The organism is Dyella sp. (genome assembly GCF_036746095.1).
Taxonomy (GTDB): Bacteria; Pseudomonadota; Gammaproteobacteria; order Xanthomonadales; family Rhodanobacteraceae; genus Dyella_B.
On sequence record NZ_DAIOEU010000020.1, the window covers coordinates 38,383 to 49,771 of the forward strand.

An 11,389-nucleotide genomic window follows, 5' to 3' on the forward strand; every position below is an offset into this window, starting at 1 on the left:
GTGTCTTCTGTACAACTTGATTAGAGCTAGGGGAATTCAATGTTGAAGTCGAAACTTGCTGTAGCCGTTGTGGCTGCTTTGGCGTTCGGTTGCGCGAACGCTTACGCGAGCAACACGCAATCTGGTGATGCCGTCAATGCGCCACAAGACACTCAGTCCAACAGCCAGTCCACAGCCGGCTCATCAGCGGACGACGCGAGCAAGAAGGCCAAGAAGCTGGAAGTGGTCAACGTTACGGGTTCGCTGATTCCGCAGACGGCCATCGAAACCAGCAAGCCGGTCATTACGATCACGGCGCAGCAGATGAAGGACCGCGGCTTTACCAGTGTGGCTGATGTGCTGCAGGCAGGTACCTTTGCAACCGGTAGCGTGCAGGGACCGAACAATGCGGGTGGTTTCACGCAGAGCGCAAAAACAATCAGCTTCTTTGGCCTCGATCCCAGTTACACCAAATACCTGATCGATGGCCTGCCGATGGGCGACTTCCCGGCGCTCTATAACGGCAGCGAGGCATTCAACAGCCTGACCAGTATTCCGATCGAGATGATCGATCACATCGACGTCCTGCCGGGCGGCAATTCATCCATTTACGGTTCGGACGCCATCGCGGGCGTCATCAATATCGTGCTGAAGAAAAAACTGGATGCCCCCGTCGTTGACGCGCGCTTCGGCTGGCATACCGGCGGCGGTGGTGCCGATCGGCGCCTTTATGGTGCCGATAGCTTTACGTTCGGCAAATTGAACGTCATGGCCGGCGTCCAGGTCGAAAGCATCGAGCCGATCTGGGGTTTTGATCGCAGCCTGACCCGTCAGTATTTCACGCAAGGCACCACGCCCCCTACAGCATCACGCGATTACCTGGTGTTGAGCGAAACAAAGCTGGAGGATGCTTACTACAGTCCGAACGCGTTGAATCCTGGGATTGGATGCTCAGCCGTTGCTGGCCAGTACGGTGGTACGGAACAGCTTCAGACGCGCTCGAATCACGGCGACTATTGCGGCTCGCAATACAGCGCTGGTTACCATACGGAGAACAACAAGGACAATTCGGCAAATCTTTACGCGCGTGCGACGTACGACGTAAATGATGATCTTCAGTTGTACGGCAATTTTTTGTACAGCTACGATCAGCAGAAATTCTCGTCAGGCTCCAACTTCCTGTTCTGGAGTAGCCCCATCTTCTACGATAAGGGACAGGATGACTACGTTCTGCTGCAGCACGCATTCAGCCCCGAGGAGGCAGGCGGCTACCAGCACATCATGGATAACAACGTTGAGAATTCGTGGCTGCTGACCTTGGGTGGAAAGGGTAATTTTGGCCAATCGAACTGGGCCTACGACGTAACGTTCAATCATTCCGAAGATCACCTGCAACAGCGCACCATCCAGCGCTGGACCGATCAGATCAATAGCTACTTCGGCAACATACTTGGCGCGTATCAGGGACTCGATCCGTACGGGGCCGGTTTGCCAAGCTACAACCCTGACTACAAGGCATTCTTCTCGCCAGTTTCCAACGCTGCATTCCGCAGTTTTACCGGTTACACCGAGACGTATGCCAAGACGTGGGACAACATGCTCCGCGGTCAGATTACCAACGCATCGTTGTTCTCCTTGCCTGGTGGCGATGCTGGCTTGGCGATGGTGGTCGAAGGTGGTAACCAAGGCTGGGATTATTCCCCGGATCCGCGCATTCTCAGCGGACAAACTTATGACTTTACCGACGTAGCAGGTGAGGGACATCGCTCGCGCTACGCGACCACGGTCGAGTTCAATGCACCGCTGTTCAAGATGCTGACCGTGGACCTTTCCGGTCGTTACGACAGCTATAACGTCGCCGGCGGCTCCGTGAGCCATCCGACTTACAACATCGGGGTTGAATTCCGCCCGTTTGGCGATTTGCTCTTGCTGCGCGGTACGTACGGTACGGCGTTCAAAGCCCCGACGTTACCTGATGAATTTCAAGGGCCCAGCGGTTATTACAGCAGCGTGGTCGATTATTACAACTGTGCAAAACTGGGTTACACCGGCGGCAATATCGCCAACTGTCCGGGGCAGCTCAGCGCCGAGCAATTTTTTGGCCAGCAGTCGGGTAACCCGAAGCTGCAGCCGATCATCGCCAAAACATTCAGTTTGGGCTTCGTGCTGTCGCCGTTCCAAGGCTTTGCCTTGAAGGCGGATTACTACCACTACAACATCCGTAACGAAATCCAGGCACAGAGTTCCGACTTCCTCGCGCAGACCGAAGCCAACTGCCGCCTGGGTCTGTTCGATATCAACTCGCCCAGTTGCCAGGACGCGTTGTCGAAGGTGATTCGTTCGGGAACGCCGCTGGGAGCAGGCCTGCTGGCTCCGATTACCCAGATTCTCACGCCGAAGGTCAATGTGGCGCGTGAGTATCTAAATTCCGTTATTACCGAAGTAAGCTATAGCCATGCGATTGGTGCTTACGGAAGCATCAATGCGAGAACGTCGTGGAGTGACATCCTGACTCACAGGCAGCAGCTGCTTCCGAACGACCCGTTCATCAATTTGTTGCGCGAACCGTATTACAGCACCGAGTTCAAGAGTAGGGTGGATGGTTCGGTAAGCTGGCTGTCGCCGATGGAGACTTGGGGAGTTACGGTCTACGGTATTCGTGATGGTGCTTCGCCCAACTACCTGGCCACGATCGCCAATAACTACTACACCCCCGGTGCGGGAAGGCTGGCGCCATGGATTCGCTACAACATTACTGCCAGCTACAGCCCGATCAAAAACCTGGCGCTTACATTCGAAATCGACAACGTCTTCAACAAGATGCCGCCTATCGATCGTAGCTATCCCGGTACAGAGGGTCAGCCGTATAACGCCTTGAACTATGACGTTGACGGTCGTGAGTTCCTCATCGAAGCGACCTACAAGTTGGGCAACAACAAGTAAGCAGGAACGCTTGCAGAAGACAAAGCCCCGCCGGTTGGCGGGGCTTTTTTTATGGCGCTGTGGGGCAATAACTCAATGCGCAGCCCAGTACAAATAAGCCACAGCAGCTGCCATGGCCAACAGCTTTAGCGGCCATGGCAGCGCACGCATGATCTGATAAATGCCGGCGCGCTCGATATTGCGTGCCACATCGCGTGTAACGTCGTCTTTCTTCACTCACGCACTTCCTTCAGCTAGCAGCCATCACATCAATTTATCGCCAATCAGTACGACGTCGGCCGGCCGGCGTGCAAACAGTCCAACGGTGACGATGCCAGGAATCTGATTGAGTTCACTCTCCAACGCCACCGGGTCGGCAATCTGCCATCCGTGCACATCAATGACCCAATTGCCGTTATCGGTGACCACACCATCGCGCCAAACCGGGTTGCCGCCACGCTTGACGATTTCACGTCCGACCAGGCTGCGCGCCATCGGGATGACTTCGATCGGCAGCGGAAATTTGCCCAGGATGTTGACGCGCTTGCTGGAGTCGATGATGCAGACGAATTTATGGGCCGCTTCAGCGATGATTTTTTCGCGCGTAAGCGCGGCGCCGCCGCCCTTGATCAGCCGCTTGTGCAAATCGCATTCGTCGGCGCCATCGACGTACAAGGTAAGCGGGCCGATGGCGTTGAGGTCGAATACGGGGATGCCGTGTTTTTTCAGTTGCGCAGTGGATTGCTCGGAACTGGAGACCGCGCCCTGGATGCGGTCCTTGATATGGGCCAGGGCATCGATGAAGAAGGCCACGGTGGAACCGGTGCCGACGCCGACGATGGCGCCGTCTTCGACGTATTTGATCGCGGCTTCGCCGGCTAGGCGTTTTTCTTCGTTACTCATGGTGGGTCCTGGAGGGCGAAAACCGTCATGGTCGTTTATTCGCAGGTGGTTCGCATGCTGCGTTGCACCTGCAATGGGCGACCCTTGTAAGAGTGAAAAGCGAGGTGTTATTCCAGGCCCAGGATGTATTTCCACTCCGCTGCATCCACCGGCATGACCGACAGGCGATTGCCTTTGCGCAGCAGCGTCATCCCTTCCAGCTTCGGATGGTTCTTCAGTTCGTCCAGCGTGATTGTGCGCTGGAGTTTCTTCACGAACTTCACGTCCACCAGCATCCAGCGCGGGTTGTCGCGCGAGCTGGCAGGGTCGAAGTATTTGCTCTTGGGATCGAACTGGGAAGGGTCGGGGTATGCATCGCTGGCGACTTCCGCGAGGCCGGCAATGCCCGGTTCGGCGCAATTGGAGTGATAGAAAAACACGCCATCGCCCACGCGCATGTCGTCGCGCATGAAATTGCGCGCCTGGTAGTTGCGCACGCCGTCCCAGGCTTCGCGTTTCTTGCGCTTGAGGTCGTCGATGGAAAAAGTGTCCGGCTCGGATTTCATCAGCCAATACTTCATGCGCTCTGGTCTCCGGATGCATTCGCGCGGCAATCGATAAGTTCGCGATCGGTGGCAATGAAATCCAGCGACACGTCCCAGCGCTCGGGCGCAATGTGCGGCAGTTCCTGGAAGTCATAGGCGATGCCGACCAGCAGCGGCTCGGTCGGGCGCAGCTGATCCTTCAGAAAGGCGAAGCTGCGGTCGTAGTAACCGCCGCCGTAGCCCAGGCGGTTGCCCTGGCGATCAAAGGCAAGCAGCGGCACGAACACCAGGTCGAGCTGGAACGGGGCGAACCATTCGTGTGGCGTCACCGGCTCTGGAATCCCAAAGCGGTTGGGCTGCACCGGATCGCCGGCTGCCCAGGGGGCAAAGCGCAGCTGATTGTCCTGGCCGATCAAGGGCAGCAGGAACTGTTGGCCACGCGTGGCGAGCGGCGGAATGACCAGGTTGAGCGGCAATTCGCCGTCGCACGCCCAGTAGCCGGCGACGCGCTTGTCCGTATGGTATTCGGGCAGGTGCTCAAGGCTGCGCCGCAGGCCTTGGGCGGCGCCGATGCGCTGGGGAGGAGAAAGGGCGCGGCGGCGTTCGGCCAGGCGCTGGCGTAGTTCACGACGTCGTGCGGCGGTGTCCACGTCGCGCGTCTCCTCAGGGGCCCGGCGGCCCGGATGCCATCGGGATGGCATCCGGGTTGGAATGGGGTGGCGTAAACCGCGATGCCGCTGCCCACCAAACGACCTTGATCCAATGGGATCAGGTGGGAGGGAAATTAAGGCCTCGAGGCTTTCCGCACGCGGCGGACATGCGCAACAGCCTTAAGTAACCGTCCCGGGTCGTATATAGGAACAAGGCAATATGTAAGAGTGTGCTGGCGCACACCGCAGAAAACGCCGAGGGCTATTTTAGTTGCGCGTCGAGTGCGGCTTCAAGCTTGCGGCGCAACGCAGCCAATCCCTCGGAGATGCCAGGTTCAGCCGCAGTGTGCGTCGCATCGCCGGCACGCTTCTGCAATTGCAGGTATTCATGCGTGATGCTGATCGCCGCCAGCACGGCGAGGCGATCGAAACCCGGTGTCTTGGCATGCGTGCGCAATTCGCGCATCTTGCGGTCGAGAAAGCTGGCCGCTTCCAGCAAGCCGTCGCGTTCTTCCGGCGGACAGGCAATCAGGAACTCGCGATCGATCAGGCGCAGTGAAACGGGTTCGTTGGTGGACATGCTGATGACGTCAGCCATTGCTCTCGAGTGCCTTCAATCGTTGAATCATGGCTTCGACCCGGCTGCGCGCCTGTTCGTTGCGTGCCAGCAGGCTTGCGCGTTCGTTCGCCAATTGTTCCTGGCTGTGGCGCAGGCTGCGGTTTTCTTCGCTCAAGCGGTGCACGTGGTCGAGCAGCCGATCAAGCTGCTGGCTCAGGGCGGCAAGCTCGTGCTGGGCGGCATCGGGTGTGGTCATGCGGCGAACTATATCAGGACGCTGGAAGAAATCTGTGGCCCGGATGGCCCGGAAATGTCGGTGCATTAAACTTGCCGCTTGAACGTTAATGGAGACCGCCATGGCCACCCCCGCACCCATCGGTCACGATGAACTGGACGATGTTGTTGTGCACTTGCGATTGTCCATTCCCGCCAGTGAGTTACATGGTTCTCTTTGCGGTTTGCTGGCGTCCAACGGCAGGCCTGGCAGGCGGTCTGTGCTGAGCGCCCTGCATCTCGAAGCCGGCAGCGACAGTGTGTCCGAACACGACCAGGACGCGCTGGATCAACTGGCCCGCCAAAGCGAACAAGAACTGGCCGACCCTGAACTTGGCTTCGAACCCTTGCTGCCCGCGGATGATCGCCCGTTGCCGGAGCGTGCCGACGCCTTGGTGGATTGGTGCCGTGGCTTTCTGAGCGGTTTTGGTTTGGGCGGTCCCGGCGCGCACGGGCGATTGTCCGACGAAGGCCGCGAGATCCTGAGCGATCTCGGGGCGATTGCGTCCTCGTCGCTGGATTTCGGCAGCGAAGACGAAGACGAGGATGCCCTGATCGAAGTGCACGAATTCGTGCGCATGGGCGCCATGCTGCTGTTCACCGAATGCCATATTCCCAGCCCGTCTTCCAGCGGCACGCTGCATTGAACATCGCTGCCGAGGAATTCGCGCGGCGCCGCCGCCAGCTGATGAAAATGGCCGGGGAAGACGCGGTGGTGCTGATCGCCACCGCGCCCGAGCGCATGCGCAACGCCGATGCCGCATGGCCCTATCGCCAGGATTCGGATCTCCATTATTTGTGCGGTTTTCCTGAGCCTGACGCGGTACTTGCGCTGTTGCCCGGCCGCCAGCACGGCGAGGTCGTGCTGTTCTGCCGCGAGCGCGATGCGGAGCGTGAGCGCTGGCATGGCGAGTTCGTTGGTACCGAGCGCGCCGTCGCGGATTACGGCATGGATGATGCGTTCCCCATCGACGACATCGACGACATCCTGCCGGGCATGATCGAAGGGCGCGCGCGCGTCTACTGCCACTTCGGCCGCGAGCCGCAATTCGATGCGCAGTTGCTGGGCTGGATGCGCCGCTTGCGCCAGTTGCGCGGCGGCGGCGTGGTGCCGAAGGAATTCGTGGCCCTGGGCCATCTGCTGCACGATTTGCGCCTGTACAAGTCGCGAGCGGAGTTGAAACTGATGCGCGCATCGGCGGCCATCGCCGTGGAGGCGCATCTTGCCGCCATGGCCATGGCCCGCGCCGGGCGGCATGAATACGAGGTGGAAGCCGAGCTCCTGCGTACGATGCGCAGCCGCGGCGCCGTAGCCGCCTTTCCACCCATCGTTGCCGGCGGCGTGAATGCCTGTGCCATGCATTACCAGGCCAATCGTGCCGTGCTGAAGAATGGCGACCTGCTATTGATCGATGCCGGTGCGGAATTGGAATGCTATGCCTCCGACATCAGCCGCAGCTTTCCCATCAGCGGGCGTTTCAGCCGCGAGCAGCGCGCGCTCTACGAAATCGTGCTTACCGCGCAAGAGGCCGCGATCGACGAGGTGATGCCGGGCCGTTCGTACAGCACCGCGCACGATGTCGCGGTGCACGTGATTACCGAAGGCTTGTGCGCACTCGGGCTGATCAAAGGCGATGCCACCGAAGCCATCATGCTAGGCAGCTACAAGCGGTTCTTCCCGGCCAAGACCAGCCACTGGCTGGGGCTGGACGTGCATGACGTGGGCGATTACCGCGTCGATGGCGAGCCGCGCATGCTGGAGCCGGGCATGGTGCTGACGGTTGAGCCGGGCATCTACATCGCGCCCGATGACATGACGGTGCCGGAAGCGTGGCGTGGCATCGGTATTCGCATCGAGGATGACGTAGCCGTGACACGCGACGGCCATGATGTGCTGACGGTGGACGTGCCCAAGCAACCGGAAGAGATTGAGGCAGTCCTGGCCGGTCGTTGATGCTTGAGCAAATGCCATGGCTCACTCGCAAGCCCTCACTGCGGCTTGCTGATATGTGTGACCTCTCGCCAAGTTACCGAAGCCGCCCTACGAATGTCGCACGCCTGCAACCTTGACGCTCCAGCATCCCGCGGCGTCACTCACGCGCGAAATGAGAACGCAGCATGACCTCGATGAACCGCCGCCGATTCCTGCAACTGCTGGGCAGCACGACGCTGGCTTCGGCGCTGCCTCTCAGCATCGCGCGTGCACTGGAGATTCCTGCCAGCCGCCGCAAAGGCACGATCGAGGATGTCGAGCACATCGTCGTGCTGATGCAGGAGAACCGCTCCTTTGATCACTACTTCGGCGCATTGAAAGGCGTGCGCGGGTTTGGCGATCCGCGGCCGGTCAATCTCAGCTCTGGAAACTCGGTGTGGCACCAGCCGGACGGCTCCGGCTACGTGCTGCCGTTTCATCCCACAGCGCCGGACTTGGGCTTGCAGTTCCTGGAAGATCTCGCCCATGACTGGACCAGCACGCATGCGGCATGGAACGCAGGCCAATACGATCAATGGGTGCCCAGCAAAGGCACCACCACCATGGCGTACCTCACGCGCGAGGACATTCCCTTCCACTACGCGCTCGCCGATGCCTTCACCGTTTGCGATGCGTACCACTGTTCCGTGCTGGGCCCGACCGATCCGAACCGCTACTACATGTGGACGGGTTGGGTCGGCAATGACGGCGCCGGCGGCGGTCCGGTGATCGACAATGCGGAAGCGGGTTATGGCTGGTCCACCTACCCGGAAGCGCTGCAGCAGGCAGGCATTTCCTGGAAGATCTACCAGGACGCCGGCACTGGCCTGGATGCTGCCGGTTCCTGGGGTTGGACCGACGATGCCTATATCGGCAACTACGGCGACAACTCGCTGCTGTATTTCAACCAGTACCGCAACGCCCAGCCGGGCAGTCCGCTCTATCAGGGCGCCAGAACCGGTACGAACATTTCTGCTGGCGGCAGCTTGTTCGACGAACTGCGCAGCGACGTGCTCGGCAACAGGCTGCCGCAGGTATCGTGGATCGCCGCTCCCGAAGCGTACACCGAACATCCCAACTGGCCGGCCAACTATGGCGCCTGGTACATCTCGCAAGTGCTGGATGCGCTGACCAGCAATCCGGGCGTCTTCAGCAAGACCGTGCTGTTCATCACCTACGATGAAAACGATGGCTTCTTCGACCACATGGTGCCGCCGTGCACGCCGCCAGCGGCAACGCAAGGGCAATCCACCGTGTCGACGGCGAACGAAATGTTTGCCGGCGACGTTCTTTATCCTGCCGGCCCGTATGGCCTTGGGCCGCGCGTGCCGATGATCGTGGTGTCGCCGTGGAGCAAGGGCGGCTGGGTGTGTTCGGAGGTGTTCGACCACACCTCGATCATTCGTTTTATCGAGCAGCGCTTTGGCGTGCAGAGTCCCAATATCACGCCGTGGCGCCGCGCCGTGTGCGGTGATCTCACATCGGCATTCGACTTTGCCAAATCCAATGGCGCACAGCCGGTTTTGCCGAGCACGCACGCGTACGCGCCGCCGGACAAGCTGCGCCATCCCGATTATTCACCCACGCCACCCGTGAGCCAGATGCTTCCCACACAGGAGCAGGGCAGCAAACCGTTGCGTCCTGCGCCGTATGACCTGCAGGCGATGGGCCGCTGGGACAACGGGCAATTCCACCTCGATTTCCAGAATGAAGGCCGCTTGGGCGCGTGCTTCCACGTGCGCTCCGGCCATGCGCCGGATGGTCCGTGGTACTACACCGTCGAGGCGGAAAAATCGCTTGCCGCCGCATGGCCGGCGCAAGCTGCCTACGAGTGGCACGTGTATGGGCCGAACGGTTTTGTGCGCAGCTTCAAGGGCGACGGTTCGTCGCGCAAGACAAGCCTGCAGCTCGCCAGCCGCTACCATCGTGAAGGAGGCGGCTTGCTGCTCACCTTGGTGAATGAAGGCCACGATTTCTGCAACGTCACCGTTGAAAATCTCTACGACGGCGCGTCGATGACCTACATGCTCAAGCCCGGCGAATGTGCCGAGAAACATTGGTCGCTCGGAGACAGCTACGGTTGGTACGACTTGATCGTGCGCGCCGATGCAGAGGCCGGCTTTGTGCGTCGCCTTGCAGGTCACGTGGAAACGGACAGCGCGAGCGTAACCGATCCCGCCATTGGTCAGGCGCGGTGGCAGGGCTACCAAAAGCTTTGACGAATGCGCCGGTCGTAGGTTGGGGTAGTGCCATTGGCCTTAAGGGCGGCTGCGCGAGCATCAACCCAACGCGGCAAAAGCATCACGCGTAAGATTCTCCGGCGCACCATCCGTGCACACCACGTCGTCTTCGATACGAATGCCGCCGTAAGGCCGGAACGCATCCACCTTGTTCCAGTCGATGTCGCTGGCAACCGGCTTGGCGCGCAGTTCTTCGAGCAGCATGTCGATGAAGTAGAGACCCGGTTCGATAGTCACCACCATGCCCGGTTCCAGCACGCGCGTCATGCGCAGATAGGGATGGCCTTCCGGACGCGGAATGAAACCGCCGCTTTCGTTGGCCTGGAAGCCGGCAACGTCGTGCACTTGCAAGCCGATCGGATGTCCCAGGCCGTGCGGGAAAAACGCCGAGCTTACGCCGGATTGCACGGCGCTTTCCGCGCTCATGCGAATCACGCCGTGTTCGCGCAGCACCTCGGCGATGACGAGGTGGGCATGGATGTGCAGCTCCGGATAGCTCTGTCCCGCCTTCACTTTGGCCGCAAAACCGAGTTGCGCACGTTCCATGCTGTCGATCAAGGCCTGGAATGCTTCATGGCCCTTGCCTGCGTAAGTGCGCGTGATGTCGCTGGCATAACCGGCTTTGCTGCCGCCGGCATCGATCAGGAACGAGCGGCTTTCCTTGGGCGGTGTGCGGTCAAAGTGCGTGTAGTGCAGCACGGCACCATGTTCGTTGAGGCACACGATGTTCGAGTAGGGAAGTTCCGCTTCGGTCTGGCGGGCGGCGGCGAGGTAGGCCATCTGGATACCGAACTCGCTCTCGCCTGCGCGAAAGGCTTGTTCCGCTGCGCGATGCGCGCGCGTGCCGATGCGGCTGGCTTCACGCATCAATGCCAGTTCATAGGGGGTCTTGTAGCTGCGATGCCAATGCAGATAGTTGACCACCGACTCCGGATTGTTGGCTTCCACGCCTTCGATGCTGGGGCATTCCGGTGCGATCACCGCGCGACGATCTTTCGGAAGCAGTGCTACGGCTTCGGCATTCGTGCGCACGATGCGGATGTCGAAATGATCCACCCAGTAGCCGCTCGGCGCGGCGGGTACCACGTGCCAGTAATCGCGCGGCTGCACGAAGATCAGCTTGGGCTTGCCGCCCGGCGTATACACCACCCAGCTGCCCGGCGTATCGGTCAGCGGCAGCCAATGACGGAAATGCGGATTGGCGACGAACGCGTAGTCCTGGTCATCAAGGAATTTCCGCAGCGGCGTGCTGGCGGCAATCAGCAGATGATCGAAGCCACCCAGGGCCAGCGCCTGGTCCGCGCGTTGGCGCAGCGTGGTGATGTGTTGGGCATACAGCGAGGCAAGATCGTGGCTCATGCTTCAAT

At 60.1% G+C, this 11,389-nt stretch carries 11 protein-coding genes and 1 other RNA gene; 4 read left to right on the forward strand and 8 right to left on the reverse strand.

The window, feature by feature from the left end; genetic code table 11:
- Positions 1-39: 39 nt before the first annotated feature.
- Positions 40-2,922 carry a TonB-dependent receptor gene (locus V7M64_RS10545; RefSeq protein ID WP_333679098.1) on the forward strand — a complete coding sequence of 961 codons (2,883 nt, stop codon included), beginning with the start codon at positions 40-42 and terminating at the stop codon, positions 2,920-2,922.
- Between the two features lie 72 nt (positions 2,923-2,994).
- Here the strand turns inward: V7M64_RS10545 and V7M64_RS10550 are convergent, their stop codons facing one another.
- From V7M64_RS10550 to V7M64_RS10580, 7 genes are all read right to left on the reverse strand, one after another.
- Entirely contained in the window at positions 2,995-3,138 is a 144-nt protein-coding gene (locus V7M64_RS10550) for a hypothetical protein (RefSeq protein WP_333679099.1), read from the reverse strand.
- Positions 3,139-3,165: 27 nt separating this feature from the next.
- On the reverse strand, positions 3,166-3,804 hold the full coding sequence (rpiA, locus tag V7M64_RS10555; protein WP_333679100.1) for a ribose-5-phosphate isomerase RpiA: 639 nt from the start codon (positions 3,802-3,804) through the stop codon (positions 3,166-3,168).
- A 107-nt stretch (positions 3,805-3,911) separates the two neighbouring features.
- The gene (locus tag V7M64_RS10560) at positions 3,912-4,364 is read right to left on the reverse strand and encodes an EVE domain-containing protein (RefSeq protein WP_333679101.1); all 453 of its coding nucleotides are present in this window, start codon (positions 4,362-4,364) and stop codon (positions 3,912-3,914) included.
- Positions 4,361-4,978, reverse strand: coding sequence for a 5-formyltetrahydrofolate cyclo-ligase (locus tag V7M64_RS10565; protein WP_333679102.1), 618 nt, complete (start codon positions 4,976-4,978; stop codon positions 4,361-4,363). The genes V7M64_RS10560 and V7M64_RS10565 overlap by 4 nt, the downstream gene beginning before the upstream one ends.
- A gap of 69 nt (positions 4,979-5,047) precedes the next feature.
- Positions 5,048-5,233: non-coding RNA, 6S RNA (gene ssrS / locus V7M64_RS10570), on the reverse strand.
- A 7-nt stretch (positions 5,234-5,240) separates the two neighbouring features.
- Positions 5,241-5,576: a cell division protein ZapA gene (gene zapA / locus V7M64_RS10575; protein ID WP_333679103.1), complete on the reverse strand. Its 336-nt coding sequence runs from the start codon at positions 5,574-5,576 to the stop codon at positions 5,241-5,243.
- On the reverse strand, positions 5,569-5,793 hold the full coding sequence (locus tag V7M64_RS10580; RefSeq protein ID WP_333679104.1) for a TIGR02449 family protein: 225 nt from the start codon (positions 5,791-5,793) through the stop codon (positions 5,569-5,571). Before V7M64_RS10580 ends, zapA begins: the two co-directional genes overlap by 8 nt.
- 100 nt (positions 5,794-5,893) lie before the next feature.
- On the opposite strand from V7M64_RS10580, the gene V7M64_RS10585 reads away from it, so the two are divergent.
- From V7M64_RS10585 to V7M64_RS10595, 3 genes are all read left to right on the forward strand, one after another.
- Entirely contained in the window at positions 5,894-6,457 is a 564-nt protein-coding gene (locus tag V7M64_RS10585; RefSeq protein ID WP_333679105.1) for a UPF0149 family protein, read from the forward strand.
- Complete coding sequence (locus V7M64_RS10590; protein WP_333679106.1) at positions 6,415-7,764, forward strand: aminopeptidase P N-terminal domain-containing protein; 1,350 nt, start codon at positions 6,415-6,417, stop codon at positions 7,762-7,764. The genes V7M64_RS10585 and V7M64_RS10590 overlap by 43 nt, the downstream gene beginning before the upstream one ends.
- Positions 7,765-7,928: 164 nt before the next feature.
- Positions 7,929-10,001 (forward strand): phospholipase C, phosphocholine-specific, encoded by a 2,073-nt coding sequence (locus V7M64_RS10595; RefSeq protein ID WP_333679107.1) that lies wholly within the window; start codon positions 7,929-7,931, stop codon positions 9,999-10,001.
- Between the two features lie 60 nt (positions 10,002-10,061).
- Here V7M64_RS10595 and pepQ read toward each other — a convergent pair whose 3' ends face one another.
- On the reverse strand, positions 10,062-11,381 hold the full coding sequence (gene pepQ, locus V7M64_RS10600; protein WP_333679108.1) for a Xaa-Pro dipeptidase: 1,320 nt from the start codon (positions 11,379-11,381) through the stop codon (positions 10,062-10,064).
- Positions 11,382-11,389: the final 8 nt, after the last annotated feature.